This window comes from Streptomyces sp. NPDC006551 (genome assembly GCF_040611675.1).
Classification (GTDB): Bacteria; Actinomycetota; Actinomycetes; order Streptomycetales; family Streptomycetaceae; genus Streptomyces.
The window spans coordinates 263,013-277,886 of the sequence record NZ_JBEXOT010000001.1 but is presented as its reverse complement, the minus strand read 5'-3'; the positions used below and the strand labels follow the sequence as shown (position 1 = coordinate 277,886).

Annotated in this window: 14 protein-coding genes; 4 read left to right on the top strand and 10 right to left on the bottom strand. The window is 72.5% G+C overall.

Annotated elements, in window-relative coordinates; genetic code table 11:
• Positions 1 to 4: 4 nt before the first annotated feature.
• Positions 5 to 1,477 (bottom strand): HAMP domain-containing sensor histidine kinase, encoded by a 1,473-nt coding sequence (locus ABZY12_RS01170; protein ID WP_356886256.1) that lies wholly within the window; start codon positions 1,475 to 1,477, stop codon positions 5 to 7.
• Between the two features lie 8 nt (positions 1,478 to 1,485).
• Positions 1,486 to 2,163, bottom strand: a complete 678-nt coding sequence (gene afsQ1, locus ABZY12_RS01165; protein ID WP_175439295.1) for a two-component system response regulator AfsQ1 — start codon at positions 2,161 to 2,163, stop codon at positions 1,486 to 1,488.
• Positions 2,164 to 2,322: 159 nt separating this feature from the next.
• On the opposite strand from afsQ1, the gene ABZY12_RS01160 reads away from it, so the two are divergent.
• A complete protein-coding gene (locus ABZY12_RS01160; protein WP_356885811.1) occupies positions 2,323 to 3,045 on the top strand; it encodes a SigE family RNA polymerase sigma factor in 723 nt (240 codons plus the stop codon).
• A gap of 104 nt (positions 3,046 to 3,149) precedes the next feature.
• On the opposite strand, the gene ABZY12_RS01155 is transcribed toward ABZY12_RS01160, so the two are convergent.
• Positions 3,150 to 3,779 (bottom strand): ATP-binding protein, encoded by a 630-nt coding sequence (locus ABZY12_RS01155; RefSeq protein ID WP_356885809.1) that lies wholly within the window; start codon positions 3,777 to 3,779, stop codon positions 3,150 to 3,152.
• Positions 3,780 to 3,898: 119 nt separating this feature from the next.
• Between ABZY12_RS01155 and ABZY12_RS01150 the strand changes: the two genes are divergently transcribed.
• Complete coding sequence (locus ABZY12_RS01150; RefSeq protein ID WP_356885807.1) at positions 3,899 to 4,285, top strand: hypothetical protein; 387 nt, start codon at positions 3,899 to 3,901, stop codon at positions 4,283 to 4,285.
• Here ABZY12_RS01150 and ABZY12_RS01145 read toward each other — a convergent pair.
• A complete protein-coding gene (locus tag ABZY12_RS01145) occupies positions 4,212 to 5,741 on the bottom strand; it encodes an MDR family MFS transporter (RefSeq protein WP_356885805.1) in 1,530 nt (509 codons plus the stop codon). The two genes, ABZY12_RS01150 and ABZY12_RS01145, sit on opposite strands and share 74 nt — an antisense overlap.
• 3 nt (positions 5,742 to 5,744) lie before the next feature.
• On the bottom strand, positions 5,745 to 6,332 hold the full coding sequence (locus ABZY12_RS01140) for an NAD(P)H-dependent oxidoreductase (protein ID WP_356885803.1): 588 nt from the start codon (positions 6,330 to 6,332) through the stop codon (positions 5,745 to 5,747).
• A 112-nt stretch (positions 6,333 to 6,444) separates the two neighbouring features.
• On the opposite strand from ABZY12_RS01140, the gene ABZY12_RS01135 reads away from it, so the two are divergent.
• Positions 6,445 to 7,173: a TetR/AcrR family transcriptional regulator gene (locus ABZY12_RS01135; protein WP_356885801.1), complete on the top strand. Its 729-nt coding sequence runs from the start codon at positions 6,445 to 6,447 to the stop codon at positions 7,171 to 7,173.
• A gap of 145 nt (positions 7,174 to 7,318) precedes the next feature.
• On the opposite strand, the gene ABZY12_RS01130 is transcribed toward ABZY12_RS01135, so the two are convergent.
• Genes ABZY12_RS01130 through deoC form a run of 3 tightly spaced genes read right to left on the bottom strand, consistent with a single transcriptional unit; the run spans position 7,319 to position 10,598 of the window.
• A complete protein-coding gene (locus tag ABZY12_RS01130; protein WP_356885799.1) occupies positions 7,319 to 8,203 on the bottom strand; it encodes an aldehyde dehydrogenase family protein in 885 nt (294 codons plus the stop codon).
• Positions 8,196 to 9,632, bottom strand: coding sequence for an aldehyde dehydrogenase family protein (locus ABZY12_RS01125; protein ID WP_356885797.1), 1,437 nt, complete (start codon positions 9,630 to 9,632; stop codon positions 8,196 to 8,198). Before ABZY12_RS01125 ends, ABZY12_RS01130 begins: the two co-directional genes overlap by 8 nt.
• 6 nt (positions 9,633 to 9,638) lie before the next feature.
• Positions 9,639 to 10,598, bottom strand: a complete 960-nt coding sequence (gene deoC, locus ABZY12_RS01120; protein ID WP_356885795.1) for a deoxyribose-phosphate aldolase — start codon at positions 10,596 to 10,598, stop codon at positions 9,639 to 9,641.
• Between the two features lie 172 nt (positions 10,599 to 10,770).
• Between deoC and ABZY12_RS01115 the strand changes: the two genes are divergently transcribed.
• Complete coding sequence (locus tag ABZY12_RS01115) at positions 10,771 to 11,400, top strand: PH domain-containing protein (RefSeq protein WP_356885793.1); 630 nt, start codon at positions 10,771 to 10,773, stop codon at positions 11,398 to 11,400.
• A 348-nt stretch (positions 11,401 to 11,748) separates the two neighbouring features.
• On the opposite strand, the gene ABZY12_RS01110 is transcribed toward ABZY12_RS01115, so the two are convergent.
• Both ABZY12_RS01110 and ABZY12_RS01105 read right to left on the bottom strand, forming a co-directional pair.
• On the bottom strand, positions 11,749 to 12,849 hold the full coding sequence (locus ABZY12_RS01110; RefSeq protein WP_356886254.1) for a hypothetical protein: 1,101 nt from the start codon (positions 12,847 to 12,849) through the stop codon (positions 11,749 to 11,751).
• A 276-nt stretch (positions 12,850 to 13,125) separates the two neighbouring features.
• A complete protein-coding gene (locus ABZY12_RS01105; RefSeq protein WP_356885791.1) occupies positions 13,126 to 14,775 on the bottom strand; it encodes a phospho-sugar mutase in 1,650 nt (549 codons plus the stop codon).
• Positions 14,776 to 14,874: the final 99 nt, after the last annotated feature.

Genomic DNA, 14,874 nt, shown 5'->3' with positions numbered 1-14,874 from the left:
CGTATCAACGCTCCCCACCCTCTCCTGGCTCCCCCTGGCTCGGCAGCCGCAGCACGAACACCGCGCCGTCGCCGTCCGGTGAGTTCGCCGCCGTGATCGAACCGCCGTGGATCAGCGCGTTCTCCATGGCGATCGACAGGCCCAGACCGCTTCCGTCCGAACGCGGCCGGGACGCGCTCGCCTTGTAGAACCGGTCGAAGACATGCGGCAGGACCTCCTCCGGGATGCCCGGACCGTGGTCCCGCACCTCGATGACCAGCTCCCCGTCCTCCGTACGGATCGCCACCCGCACCGGCGATCCGCCGTGTTTGAGCGCGTTGCCGATCAGATTCGCCAGGATCACGTCGAGGCGGCGCGGGTCGAGCCGCGCCATGATGCCGCGCTCGGCGTCCAGCTCCACCGCGTCCAGCCACGCCCGCGCGTCGATGCAGGCGGTGACCTGGTCGGCGACGTCGACGTCGTCCAGGACGAGCCGGGCGGTGCCCGCGTCGAAGCGGGTCACCTCCATCAGGTTCTCCACCAGGTCGTTGAGGCGGCGCGTCTCGCTCACCACCAGGGCCACCGCCGGCGCGATCATCGGGTCCAGGGAGTCCTGCTCGTCCTCCAGGACCTCGGTCACCGCGGTCAGCGCGGTCAGCGGCGTGCGCAGCTCGTGCGACATGTCGGCGACGAAACGCCGGCTGGACTCCTCCCGCGCACTCATGTCCGCGACCCGCTTCTGCAAGGACTCGGCCGCGCTGTTGAACGTCCGCGACAGCTCGGCCAGTTCGTCCGTCCCCGACACCCGCAGCCGGGTGTCGAGCTTCCCCTCGCCCAGCCGCCGGGCCGCCTCTCCGAGCCGGTGCACCGGCCGCAGCACGGTCGTGGCGGCGGCCTGCGCCAGCAGCGCGGAGCCGATCAGGGCGAGCGTGGTCGCGATCCCCAACGACCAGGCGAGCGAGTTCAGATCCGCCCGCTCGGCCTCCAGCGACTTGAACATGTACCCCGTCGGGCCGCCGCCCTCGACCGTCGCCCCGCCCACCAGGTACGGAGTCCTGCCGCGCTCGGTGCGCTGCCAGAACAGGTGGTACGGGTAGGCGTTGGCGTCCGTGACGGGCCGCGCCGTCTCCACCTGCTTCCGCAGCTCGGGCGGCACGTCCGTCAGCGTGAACGTGTCCGGGTTCGAGGCGCCGATGATCGGCTTCCCCTCGTCCCGCTCCCCGAGCAGCAGCACGCTGTACCCGGCGCTGCCGCTCGCCATCTGCTCGGCGGTGCGCCGCAGTTCCTCCTCGGTGGGATGCAGCGGCAGCGTCGCGGCCCGGTTCTGCATCTCCTGCCGGAAGTCGTTCAGCGCCCCGTCCTGGGTACGGGTGAGGACCGCTTCGCGGTTCAGCCAGTACGCGATGCCGGAGGCGGACACCGCGGCGGTGAGCGCGACCAGGGCGAAGACGACGACCAGACGCAGTCGCAGGCTGGTGAAGCGCAGCCCGGCGAACATCCCTTTTCTCACGCAGGGACGTCCAGTCGGTAGCCGACGCCCCGGACGGTACGGATCAGGGTCGGGGAGGACGGCACGTCCTCCACCTTGGCGCGCAGGCGCTGGACACAGGCGTCGACCAGACGCGAGTCGCCCAGGTAGTCGTGCTCCCAGACGAGACGCAGCAGCTGCTGGCGCGACAGCGCCTGCCCGGGCCGCCGGCTCAGTTCCAGGAGCAGCCGCAGCTCGGTCGGCGTGAGCTGGAGATCCTCCCCGTTCTTCGTCACCGTCATCGCCGAACGGTCGATGACGAGCGAACCGAACGTCGCCGAGTCGGTGGACTCCCGTTCGCCGCGCCGCAGCACGGCTCGGATCCGGGCGTCGAGGACCCGCCCCTGGACCGGCTTGACGACATAGTCGTCCGCCCCGGACTCCAGGCCGACGACCACGTCGATGTCGTCGCTGCGCGCGGTCAGCAGAATGATCGGCAGCTGGTCGGTGCGCCGGATGCGCCGGCACACCTCGAAGCCGTCGATCCCGGGCAGCATCACGTCCAGCACGACCAGGTCCGGCCGCTGCTCGCGCAGCAGCTTCAGGCCGTCCTCGCCCGTCGCCGCGGTGGCCACTCGGTGGCCCTGGCGTGACAGGGAGAGCTCGAGGGCCGTGCGGATGGCGTCGTCGTCCTCGATCAGCAACAGGAAAGGCACGGCGCCATTCTGTCCCATGCGGCCGCCCGAGTTCGACTGTGCGGCGTCACCTCGGCCTGTGACACGGCTGTGACAGTCGGCGGACAGCGCGATGAAGTCGGCCGGGCAAGCTTTTTGGCATACGGACCGAAGCAGACTCCAACCGACGGGGGGCGCGAGATGAACGCACTGCACAGCACCACCTCAAGCGCAGTTGTCACGCGTCTCCACGATGTCGTACGGAGCGCCGAGAAGTCCGGCGTGGCGAACGGGCGGGGGTGCGTTCGCAGCGTCGGGCGTCAGCGCAAGGCGCCGTACATGGTGGCCGTGGCTGACGGGGGAGCGGCGTACGGGGAGGTCACGGGGGAGCGCACGAACCGGTCGGAAGCGGAATTCACCGCCTACGTCCAGGAGCGCCGCGCCTCCCTGTACGCCACCGCCTACCACCTCACCGGTGACCGCTTCGAGGCCGAGGACCTGCTCCAGAGCGCGCTGTTCTCGACGTACCGCGCCTGGGACCGGATCAGCGACAAGGCGGCGGTGGGCGGCTATCTGCGCCGCACCATGACGAACCTGCACATCAGCGCGTGGCGCCGGCGCAAGCTCAACGAGTACCCGACCGAGGAGCTGCCGGAGACGGCGGGCGACACGGACGCGATGCGGGGCACCGAACTGCGCGCGGTCCTCTGGCAGGCGCTGGCCCGGCTGCCCGAGCTCCAGCGCACGATGCTGGTGCTCCGCTACTACGAGGGCCGTACGGATCCGGAGATCGCGGAGATCCTGGACATCAGTGTCGGCACGGTGAAGTCGAGCATCTGGCGCTCCCTGCGCCGGCTGCGCGAGGACGAGGTCCTCAGCTTCGGCCGTGACGAGGAGGAGTCCTTCGGCGAGCTGGTGGCCTGAGGGCGCACGGGGGGACAACGGGGGCGTACGGGGGTACGGGGGAAAGAGACGCGGGTCGGACAAGCCGGGGGGGCTTGTACGACCCGCGTTTCGTGCGTGGTGCGTCAGCGCGCGGCGGGCGTGCGGTGGCGGCCGGCGGCAGCCGCGGCGAGGCGGCCCAGGGCCTCCGGCTTCGCGCAGGGGTGGGCGCCCAGGGAGGCCTGGCGGGCGACGATGGCGCGTTCGGCGCGCATCAGGCGCCAGCCGCGGCGCAGCAGGAACGGGACCGACTTGCGGCCCTCCTTCAGATCGCGCAGCAGCCGGCGGCGGAAGGTCGTCGACGGACGGCCCCGCAGGCACAGCGCGTCGGCCAGGACGCCGAGTTCACGGCAGCGTGCCACGATCTCCGCCGCGAAGATGCCCTCCGCCACGAAGAGCGGCTTCCGCTCGATGTCCAGCCGTTCGCGGTCCACGCGCGCGCTGGTGGCGATGTCGTACACGGGGACGTCCGTCCGGCCGGTGCGGCAGAGCTCCACGATCGCCGAGACGGCGGCGTCCGCGTCCCAGGAGAGCGGGGAGTCCCAGTCGATGTCGGCGCTTCCGGCCACCAGCGGGAGCGTCGGGTCGTCGGCTTCCTTGTAGAAGTCGTCGAGGCGCAGGACCGGGAGGCCGGTGACGGCGGCGAGGGACGACTTGCCGGAGCCGGAGGGGCCCGCGAGCAGGACGACACGAGTCGGGATCGGTTGGGAACTCACGGGACACCAGTGTGAGGCATTCCCCCGGGCAGGGGACCCCCGAGGGAGGCGGTGGTATTGAGCGTCACATCTCAACTACGCTCTGTGGCTCCCTGATCACTCGACGTCGAAGGACTGTCATGGCGCGTCACGCATACCCCAGGACCTCGCGCCGCGGCGCGCTGCCGAAGGCCGGGCCGACCGTGACGGCCGCGGGGGCGGCGGCGCTCGGCCTGGCCGCAGCCGCCCAGGCGGCCCCGGTCGTCTCCACGCCGACGCCCGTGAGCACGCTCCTCGGCAGCGACGCGACCCAGCTCGGCCAGGGGCTGGTCGGCGGCGTCGGTCACGGCGTGGGCCCGTTGACGCGGCTCCGGCCCCACCCGCTCGGCAACGGAGTCGGCGCGCGGGCCGCCGACTTCGAGCCGGCGGCCACGACCCTGGTGTCGGACAACGTCACGAAGGGCGGGGCGCCGGCCGGTCTGCCCGTGGCCGGCCCGGTGGCGCGGGAGTTCCTTCCGCCCCGGTAGCACCGCCGGGTGCGGACCGCAGCGGGACCTCTCGTACGAACCAGGCGAGGGCGAAGGCGACCGCCGCCAGTACGGCGGTGCCCAGGAGCACTCCGTGCAGCCCGCTCGTCACCGCCGCCCGGAACCCCTCCCGTGCCGGTTCGGGAAGCTCCCCGACCTGCGCGGGGGTCAGCCGCGGGTCGACGGACCCGAGGCGCGTCGTGAAGACGGCGCCGAGCAGGGCGACGCCGAGTGAGCCGCCGACCGTCCGGACGAGGGTGACGGTGCCGCTCGCCGCTCCCATGTCGCGCGGCTCCGCGCTGTTCATGGTGATCAGCAGCGTCGACTGCATGAGGAAGCCCATGCCCGCGCCGATGACGAGGGTGAGCGCGGAGGCGACGGCGGTCGGGGTGTCGACGTCGAGGATGAGCAGCGCGAGCGCGCCGGCGGTCATGACGCCGCCGCCGAGGATCGGGTAGATCCGGTAGCGGCCGGTGCGGCTGATGATCCGGCCGGTCGACAGCTGGACGACGAGCATGCCGAGCATCAGCGGCAGGAGCAGCAGCCCGCTCGCCGTGGACGACTGGCCGCGGGCGAACTGCAGGTACTGCGGCAGGTAGTTCATCGCCGCGAGCATGCCCGCGCCGACCAGGAAGCTGAGGATCTGGGCAAGGGCGAAGTTACGACTGTGGAAGAGCCGGGGCGGGATGATCGGCTCCTCGGCCCGCCGCTCGGCGCGTACGAACAGGGCGAGGGAGGCGGCCGAGACCGCACCGAGGGCGAGGATCTGCGGCGAGGTCCAGGCGTACGTGGTGCCCGCCCAGCTCGCGAGCAGGGTCAGGGTGAGGATGCCGAGCGTGAGCAGCAGCGCTCCGGACCGGTCGACGCGGGCGCGGATCCGTTCCGTGCGCACCCGGATGCCGAACCCGACGATCAGCAGGGCGGCGAGGCCGACGGGCACATTGACGTAGAAGGCCCAGCGCCAGCTCAGATGATCGGTGAGGAAGCCGCCGAGCAGCGGGCCGCCGACGAACGCGACCGGCAGCATCGCCGCGCTGATCGACTGCACCTTGGCGCTGTCGCGCGGCGGCACGAGGACTCCGATGAGCGCGAACGCGCCGACCATGAGGCCGCCGGCGCCGATGCCCTGGAGGGCGCGGTAGGCGATGAGCTGGCCCATGGTCTGGGCGAGCCCGGAGAGGACCGAGCCGGCGAGGAAGACGGCGACCGAGGCGAGGTAGCTGCCCTTGCGTCCGTACAGGTCGCCGATCTTGCCCCAGAGGGGTGTGGTGACGGCGGTGGTGAGGAGGTAGGAGGTGACCACCCAGGAGAGGTGATCGAGGCCGCCGAGCTCGCCGACGATGGTGGGCAGCGCGGTGCCGACGATGGTGCCGTCGAGGGTGGCGAGGACGATGCCGAGCATGAGCCCGGAGATCCCGAGGTAGGGGATGCGTGGAGCCGTCTGGAGGTTCGTCATGGCTCAGGCTCCGTAGGGCTTCTTCGCGCGGGCGTCCCGCAGCGCCTCGCCCCACCAGGCGAGTTGGTCGAGCATCGACTTCACGGCGGTGTCGGCCGCCGGGTCGGTGGCCCGCCCGTCGGGGCCGAACTGGCCCCAGACGCCCTGGAGACCGACCGCCTCGCGGATGGTGACGGCGTGCAGTTCGGCGAAGACCCCGCGCAGGTGCTCGACCGCGCGGAGGCCGGCGGAGAAGCCGCCGTACGCGACGAAGGCGACCGGCTTGGCGTGCCACTCCTTGTTGTGCCAGTCGATGGCGTTCTTCAGGGAGGCGGGGTAGCTGCGGTTGTACTCGGGGGTGACGACGACGAAGGCGTCGGCGGCGGCGAGGCGGGGCGAGACGGCGCCGAGCAGGCGGCGGTCCTCCTCGGCGGCGGGAGCCTGGCCGAGCTGCGGGAAGACGGTGGGCAGCGGGGTTTCGGCGAGGTCGATCAGGTCCGTCGTCATGTCGGAGCGGGCGCCGGCGTGCGAGACCACCCAGTCGGCGACGACGGGACCGAGGCGGCCGTCGCGGGTGGAGCCCTGGACGACGGCGAGGCGGAGCGGATTCACGGGTCCCCCAACGGTGCGTGTGTGTACGTCGTATCCAATGCGTGTACAACGTACACATGGATGTGTACGCCGTCTACTAGGCATACGCTGTACGCGAGAGAGGGAGGTCGCCGTGCCGAAGAAGGACGAAGCGAAGGACGGCTCGCTGTGGGAGCGGCTCGAACGGCCCGCTCCCGCACAGCGCGCGTCCCTGACGCCGCAGCGGATCGCGGAGGTCGCGATCGGCCTGGCCGACGGCGAGGGGTTCGCGGCGGTCACCATGCGCCGGATCGCGACGGAGCTGGGGGTCGCGCCGATGGCCGCCTACCGGCACGTCTCCGGCAAGGACGACCTGTGGGCGCTCATGGTCGACCAGGTCTCGGCCGAGCTGGAGCCGGAGGAGGACGTGACGGGCTGGCGCGAGACCCTGCGCGCGTACGCCGTCCAGACCCGCGCGATGATGGTGCGCCATCCCTGGCTGGCCCAGATGCCGACCCCGTTGTTCGCGCTCACGCCGAGGCGGATGGCGGCGGCGGAGCGTCAGCTGGCGTCTCTGGACGGGCTCGGGCTCGACGTCGACACGATGATGGCCGCGTTCCGAACGGTCAGCGCGTATGTGCACGGGGCGACGCAGGCGGAGGTGGCCCTGGCGCAGTACATGAGGGAACAGGGCTGGGAGAGCGCCGACGAGACGCGGCGGGGGCTCGCGCCGCAGATGTCGTACCTGATGGAGACGGGCCGCTACCCGACGTACCGGCGGTACACGCAGGGGGCGGCGCGGAAGGACGACGCGGGCTGGCAGTTCGAGACGGGCCTCGAGTGCGTCCTGGACGGGGTGGCGGGGCTGATCGAGCGGGGGTGACCGTCGGGTGACCACCGCTGTGGGGGTTCCCCCGGGGCCTCAGGGCCCTGGTGTGAACGGCCCCGAGAGCGCGGTGTGCCCCGGGTGCGGGCCGCACCCGTTCCGCCCCAGCGGAACAGATGCCCACCACACCCGGGGCGTTGAATCAGTACGCGGAGCCGGAGGCTCCCAGGCTGCCCGTCGGGTGCCAGACCGTCTTCGTCTCCAGGAAGGCCGTCAGGCGGTCCGTACCCGGGTCGGTCGTGAAGTCCGCCGCACGCGGGCGCAGGACGCGCTTGAGGTTGTCCGCCGCCGCGATCTCCAGATCGCGCGCGAGCTCCGCGTCCGCGCCCGTCAGGTCGATCGCGTTGACGTCCTGGTGGGCCGCCAGGTGCGGACCCATCTCCGCGGCCTTGCCGGAGAGGATGTTCACCACACCGCCCGGCAGGTCGGAGGTGGCGAGCACCTCGCCCAGCGACAGCGCCGGCAGCGGGGACTTCTCCGAAGCGATCACCACGGCCGTGTTGCCCGTCGCGATCACCGGGGCGATCACCGACACCAGGCCGAGGAAGGAGGACTCCTGCGGGGCGACGACCGCCACCACGCCCGTCGGCTCGGGCGTCGACAGGTTGAAGAACGGGCCCGCCACCGGGTTCGCCCCGCCCGCGATCTGACCGATCTTGTCCGTCCAGCCCGCGTACCAGACCCAGCGGTCGATCGCCGCCTCGACGACCTCCGCCGCCTTGGACTTCGACAGGCCCTCCGCGTGCGCCACCTCGTGCACGAACTGGCTCTTGCGGCCCTCCAGCATCTCGGCGACGCGGTAGAGGATCTGGCCCCGGTTGTACGCCGTCGCCCCCGACCAGCCGCCGAACGCCTTGCGCGCCGCGACGACCGCGTCGCGGGCGTCCTTGCGCGAGGAGAGCGGCGCGTTGGCCAGCCACTTGCCCTTGGAGTCGGTCACTTCGTACACCCGGCCGCTTTCGGAGCGGGGGAACTTGCCCCCGACGTACAGCTTGTAGGTCTTGAGGACGCTCAAACGGTCAGACATCGAGGTACGCCTCCAGGCCGTGGCGACCGCCCTCGCGGCCGTAGCCCGACTCCTTGTAACCGCCGAAGGGCGAGGTCGGGTCGAACTTGTTGAACGTGTTGGCCCAGACGACACCGGCCCGGAGCTTGTTGGCCACGGCCAGGATCCGCGAGCCCTTCTCCGTCCAGATGCCGGCCGACAGGCCGTACTGACTGTTGTTGGCCTTGGCGACCGCCTCGTCCGGCGTACGGAAGGTCAGCACCGAAAGGACCGGGCCGAAGATCTCGTCGCGGGCGATGGTGTGCGCCTGCGTGACGTTCGTGAAGAGCGTCGGGGCGAACCAGTAACCCGAGGTGGGCAGTTCGCAGGCCGGGGACCAGCGCTCGGCGCCCTCCGCCTCGCCCTTCTCCACCAGCGAGGTGATACGGGACAGCTGCTCGGCCGAGTTGATGGCGCCGATGTCGGTGTTCTTGTCGAGCGGGTCGCCGAGGCGGAGGGTCGAGAGCCGCCGCTTCAGGCTGTCCAGCAGCTCGTCCTGGATCGACTCCTGGACCAGCAGGCGCGAGCCCGCGCAGCAGACCTGGCCCTGGTTGAAGAAGATGCCGTTGACGATGCCCTCGACGGCCTGGTCGATCGGCGCGTCGTCGAAGACGATGTTCGCGCCCTTGCCGCCCAGTTCGAGGGTCAGCTTCTTGTGCGTGCCGGCGACCGAGCGCGCGATGGACTTGCCGACGGCGGTGGAGCCGGTGAAGGCGACCTTGTTCACGTCCGGGTGCTCGACCAGCGCGGCGCCGGCGTCGCCGTACCCGGGCAGGATGTTGACGACACCCTTGGGCAGTCCGGCCTGGCGGCAGATGTCCGCGAAGAAGAGGGCGGACAGCGGGGTGGTCTCGGCGGGCTTCAGGACGACCGTGTTGCCCGTCGCGAGCGCCGGGGCGATCTTCCACGCCAGCATCAGCAGCGGGAAGTTCCACGGGATGACCTGCCCGGCCACGCCGAGCGGGCGCGGGTTCGCGCCGTAGCCGGCGTGGTCGAGCTTGTCCGCCCAGCCGGCGTAGTAGAAGAAGTGCGCGGCGACCAGCGGGAGGTCCGCGTCGCGGGTCTCCTTGATCGGCTTGCCGTTGTCCAGGGTCTCCAGGACGGCCAGCTCACGGCTGCGCTCCTGGATGATCCGGGCGATACGGAAGAGGTACTTGGCGCGCTCGGAGCCGGGCAGCGCCGACCACTTCCCGAACGCCGCGCGGGCCGCCTTCACCGCGCGGTCCACGTCCTCGGCGCCCGCCCGGGCGACCTCGGAGAGAACCTCCTCGGAGGAGGGCGAGACGGTCTTGAAGACCTTGCCGTCGGCCGCCTCGACGAACTCGCCGTCGATGAACAGGCCGTACGACGGAGCGATGTCCACGACCGAGCGCGACTCGGGCGCCGGTGCGTACTCGAATACAGATGCCATGATCGATCAGTCCACCGTGACGTAGTCGGGGCCGGAGTAGCGGCCGGTCGCCAGCTTCTGACGCTGCATGAGCAGGTCGTTGAGCAGGCTGGAGGCGCCGAAGCGGAACCAGTGGTTGTCCAGCCAGTCCGGTCCCGCGGTCTCGTTGACCAGCACCAGGAACTTGATGGCTTCCTTGGTGTTGCGGATGCCGCCGGCCGGCTTCACGCCGATCTGGACGCCGGTCTGGGCGCGGAAGTCGCGCACGGCCTCCAGCATCAGCAGCGTGTTGGCCGGGGTGGCGTTGACCGCGACCTTGCCCGTCGAGGTCTTGATGAAGTCGGCGCCCGCCATCATCCCGAGCCAGGAGGCGCGGCGGATGTTGTCGTACGTGGAGAGCTCGCCGGTCTCGAAGATGACCTTGAGGCGGGCCCTGTCGCCGCACGCGGCCTTGATGGCGGAGATCTGCTCGAAGACCTCCAGATAGCGGCCGGCGAGGAAGGCGCCACGGTCGATGACCATGTCGATCTCGTCGGCGCCGGCGGCGATCGCGTCGGCGGTGTCCGCGAGCTTCACGGGGAGCGCGGCGCGCCCGGCCGGGAAGGCGGTGGCGACGGAGGCGACCTTGACGTCGGAGCCCGCGAGGGCGGCTTTGGCGGTGGCCACCATGTCGGGGTAGACGCAGACGGCGGCGGTCGTCGGGGTCGTGCGGTCGGTCGGATCGGGGTTGACGGCCTTGGCGGCGAGCGCCCGGACCTTGCCCGGGGTGTCCGCGCCTTCGAGCGTCGTCAGGTCGATCATGGAGATGGCCAGGTCGATGGCGTACGCCTTGGCCGTGGTCTTGATCGAGCGGGTGCCGAGGGACGCGGCGCGCGCCTCCAGGCCGACGGCGTCGACGCCGGGCAGCCCGTGGAGGAAGCGGCGCAGCGCACTGTCGGACGCGGTCACGTCGGCGAATGCGTGTGCTGCGGATGCAGTGGTGGGCATGGTCACCAGTCGAGCATATCTACGCGCGTAGCGACCTGTACAGGCCCGGGGTCTGTTACGGGGACGAACGCCCTGGTCGACACGTGTCGCCGTGACGGCTGTCACAGGGCGGGGGCGGGCCCGGCCGAGCCGCCTGAACCCCGCGCGGACGCGCTGAGGCAGAATCGGCCCCATGACGAGCCCCCAGCCGCCCGCCGAGCCCGCCTACGCCGACCGAGTCTTCCGCTCGCCCTTCGGGATCGCGGGAGGTGTCCTGATGATCGGGCTCACCGCCTGGTTCTGCGGCGACGCGATCGTGCGCGGCGAGGGCCGGACGCCGTGGCTGGCGCTGGCGGCGCTGCTCTTCGTGGTGCCGCTCATCGCGGCCTTCACGATCCGGCCCGCCGTGTTCGCCAACGAGGACCGGCTCCGGGTCCGCAACCCGTTCCGCGACATCACGCTGCCGTGGGCCGCCGTCGCCGACGTCCGGGCCGGCTACTCCAGCGAGGTCTTCACGCAGGAGGGGAACAAGTACCAGCTCTGGTCCATCCCCGTCTCCCTGCGCCGGCGCAAGAGCGCGGCCATCCGCCAGGCGCGCGACGCCGCGCAGGGCGCCCCGCAGGGCCGCACGGCCGCCGGCGGGGACGACGCGGGCCGGCGGGCACCGGCCGACCAGACGATCGCCGACCTCCGCGACCTCGCGGAGCGCTGCGCAGGCCGCCCCGGCGCCCAGGGCGAGCCGGAGGTGCGCTGGGCGTACGAGATCATCGCGCCGGCGGTGGCGGGCTTGCTCCTGCTTGTGGTGCTGCTCGCCACCCGCTGACCGCGCGAAGCGCCGAAGGCGGCTGCTGCCGCGCCTGCCGCCGGGTGGGCGCGCGCCTCGTCGGACGCGGGGGCCGTCGGCCACCGCCGGATGGGTGGGGACGCGCCTCGTGGGGCGCGCCGACCGCCGACCATGCCGCCGGGTGGGCGCGCGCCTCGTCGGACGCGGCTGCCGTGGGCCACCGCCGGATGGGTGGGGACGCGCCTCGTGGGGCGCGCCGACCGCCGACCACGTCGCCGGGTGAGCACGCGCCCCGCCGGCCACCGGGCGCGCCGACCGCCGAGCCCCGGGGGCGGGAGGCCGCTGCCGCGTCTGCCGCCGGCCACCGCCGGGCGGGTGGCGGCGGCATCACGGCGGGCCGTACCAGACGAGGAGCATGTGCCCGCCCAGCCACGCCGAGGACAGGGACGCCCCCGTCAGCACCAGGGCGGCCACATGGCGCCGGGCACGGGTGATCGCGAGCGCCAGGGGAAGCAGCAGCGGGAAGCCCGGCAGCAGGAAGCGGGCGCGCGGGAAGTACACGCCCCCGCTGCCCAGGACCACCAGCAGCAGCACCCCCGCGAAGACCAGCAGCGGCAGCGGCTGACGGTCGGCGAGACAGAGCAGGTACAGGCCCGTGGACACCACCAGGACCACCGACACGACCGCCAGGAAGAACTGCGGGTCCTTGTTGTAGACGAGGTGCGTGCGCAGCGCGAGCCGGGTGACCTCGCCCCCGTCCCACTCGTTGCCCCACAGCTTCTGCACCGCGAAGTAGCCGTCCCAGCGGCCGAGGCGCCAGCCCACCCATCCGACGTAGCCCAGCCAGCCCAGCGGCGCGACGAGCGCGGCGGCGAGCGCCGGACGGCTGCCGCGCCGGGCGGCGAGCAGCCCGGCGACGATCACCGCGGCCGCGACGGCTACCCCGGTCGGCCGGGTCAGCCCCGCCGCGACGGAGAGCCCGGCCGCCCACGCCCAGCGGCCGTCGAGGGCCGCGTACAGCCCCCAGGCGGCGAGCGCGGTGAAGAGCGACTCCGTGTACCCCATCCACTGGACGACGGCGACCGGTAGCGAGCCCCACAGCACCGCGAGGACCGTCCCCACCCGGCGGCCATGGAGCCGGTCGCCGACCGCGAAGATCCCCCAGGCGGCGACGAATGAGCAGATCACCGCGATCACCAGGCCGACGGAGGCCCGCGAACCGGGCGTGACGGCCGCGACGGCCTTCACCAGGGCCGGGTAGAGCGGGAAGAACGCCAGGCTCCTCGGGTCGCCCGGAGCGCCGTCCACCGGCTCGTACCCGTGCTCCGCGATCCCGAGGTACCAGCGGGAGTCCCAGCTCGCGGCGAGCTCCGGCCAGATGCCGTGGCCCTTCAGGTGCGTCCAGCGGGCCAGCACGGCGAGTCCCACGAGCCGTACGGCCAGATAGCCCAGCAGCGCCGGGGCCGCGTGCCGCAGAGTGCCGCGCACCCGTTCCGGCAGGCGGTCGCCGGGCGGGGGCGGGGGCCGCCGGGAGGCGGGAACGGTCGGTCGGACGGTCAGGACCGGGGGCACTGCGGCGGCTCCAGGCGGTGGGTGGCGGGACACCGGGTCACCCTGGCCCGGACCACCTGATCGCGGGACGCGCGTTGGGTCCGTTGCCGTACCGAATTCACCCGTACGGGACCGCCGGAACGCGCCGAGGGGCCTGTACGGAAACGACGATTCCGTACAGGCCCCTCGGGGGCAGGCGTCTTCCGAGGACGCTCAGAGACCGGCGGCGTCCGCCAGGTCGCGCTTGATCGCCGCGAGGATCTCGGCGCCCTTCGCGCGGGCCGAGGACAGCTCGCTCGCGCCGCCGACCGGAACCACGACCTCCAGGTAGCACTTGAGCTTGGGCTCGGTGCCGCTCGGGCGGACGATGACCCGGGCCTTGTACGCGCCGTCCAGGTAGTAGCGCAGACCGTCCGTCGGCGGCAGCGACTCCGTGCCCTTCGTCAGGTCCTCGGCCTCCGTGACCGTCAGCCCGGCCAGCGAGACGGGCGGCCGCTCGCGCAGCGCGCTCATCGCGTTCGCGATGACGCTCAGGTCCTCGACCCGCACCGACAGCTGGTCCGTCGCGTGCAGCCCGTGGGCCACCGCCAGGTCGTCGAGGAGGTCCGTCAGCGTACGGTCCTTCTCCTTCAGCTCCGAGGCCAGCTCGGCGACCGCCAGCGCGGCCGTGATGCCGTCCTTGTCGCGGACGCCCTCGGGGTCGACGCAGTAGCCCAGCGCCTCCTCGTAGCCGTACCGCAGGCCCTCGACGCGGGCGATCCACTTGAAGCCGGTCAGGGTCTCCTCGTGGCCGACCCCGGCGGCCTCGGCGATCCGGCCGAGCAGCGAGGACGACACGATCGACTCGGCGAAGACGCCCCGGGCGCCCTTGTGGACCAGGTGCGCCGCGAGCAGCGCGCCCACCTCGTCACCGCGCAGCATCCGCCAGCCGCCCTCGACGGTGCCGTCCGGCACCGCCACCGCGCAGCGGTCGGCGTCCGGGTCGTTGGCGATGACGATGTCGGGCTCCACGGCGCGGGCCGCCTCGAAGGCGAGGTCCATCGCGCCCGGCTCCTCCGGGTTCGGGAACGCGACCGTCGGGAACGCCGGGTCCGGCTCGGCCTGCTCGGCGACGAGCGCCGGCGGCGGGAAGCCGGCGCGGGCGAAGGCGGCCGTCAGGACCTCCTTGCCGACGCCGTGCATGGCGGTGTAGACGGTCCGCACGGTCCGGGGCGAGCCCGGGGTCAGGACGGCGTCGGTACGGGCCAGATAGGCGTCCAGGACCTCGTCGCCGAGGGTCTCCCAGCCCTGCGACGGGCGGGGCACGTCGTTCAGCGAGCGCACCGCGTCGATCTCGGCGGCGATCTCCGCGTCGGCCGGCGGCACGATCTGCGAGCCGTCGCCGAGGTAGACCTTGTAGCCGTTGTCGCGCGGCGGGTTGTGGCTCGCGGTCACCTCGACACCGGCGACGGCGCCCAGGTGCCTTATGGCGTAGGCGAGGACGGGCGTCGGCAGCGGGCGGGGGAGCAGGGCGGCGCGCAGTCCGGCGCCGGTCATCACCGCGGCGGTGTCCCGGGCGAAGTCGGCCGACTTGTAGCGGGCGTCGTAGCCGATGACGACCAGTCCGCCGGCCTGTCCCTCGGCCTTGAGGTACGCGGCGAGACCGGCGGCGGCCCGGATGACGACGGAACGGTTCATCCGCATGGGCCCGGCGCCCAGCTCGCCGCGCAGCCCGGCGGTCCCGAACTGCAGCGTGCCGCTGAACCGGGCGGCGAGCTCCTCGCTCTCACCGGCCTCGATGAGCTGGGCGAGCTCCTCGCGGGTCTCGCTGTCGGGGTCCTCGGCGAGCCACGCCTGGGCCCGGGCGATGAGGTCCTGCGTCACGGTGTGTGCCTCTCTGCTGCTGTCGTACACGTGCGGGGTACGGGTACCCCCGCGCTGCCGGCTCGCCTCCGGGCGCTCCCGGCGACCGTTCGCCGGTCG

Bases quoted from the DNA above. Each gene is read 5' to 3' on its own strand.
- ABZY12_RS01115 (WP_356885793.1), top strand. From the start codon at position 10,771: ATGACGAGCCCCCAGCCGCCCGCCGAGCCCGCCTACGCCGACCGAGTC.
- deoC (WP_356885795.1), bottom strand. From the start codon at position 10,598: ATGCCCACCACTGCATCCGCAGCACACGCATTCGCCGACGTGACCGCG.
- ABZY12_RS01125 (WP_356885797.1), bottom strand. From the start codon at position 9,632: ATGGCATCTGTATTCGAGTACGCACCGGCGCCCGAGTCGCGCTCGGTC.
- ABZY12_RS01130 (WP_356885799.1), bottom strand. From the start codon at position 8,203: ATGTCTGACCGTTTGAGCGTCCTCAAGACCTACAAGCTGTACGTCGGG.
- ABZY12_RS01145 (WP_356885805.1), bottom strand. From the start codon at position 5,741: ATGACGAACCTCCAGACGGCTCCACGCATCCCCTACCTCGGGATCTCC.
- ABZY12_RS01170 (WP_356886256.1), bottom strand. From the start codon at position 1,477: ATGTTCGCCGGGCTGCGCTTCACCAGCCTGCGACTGCGTCTGGTCGTC.
- ABZY12_RS01150 (WP_356885807.1), top strand. From the start codon at position 3,899: ATGGCGCGTCACGCATACCCCAGGACCTCGCGCCGCGGCGCGCTGCCG.
- ABZY12_RS01160 (WP_356885811.1), top strand. From the start codon at position 2,323: ATGAACGCACTGCACAGCACCACCTCAAGCGCAGTTGTCACGCGTCTC.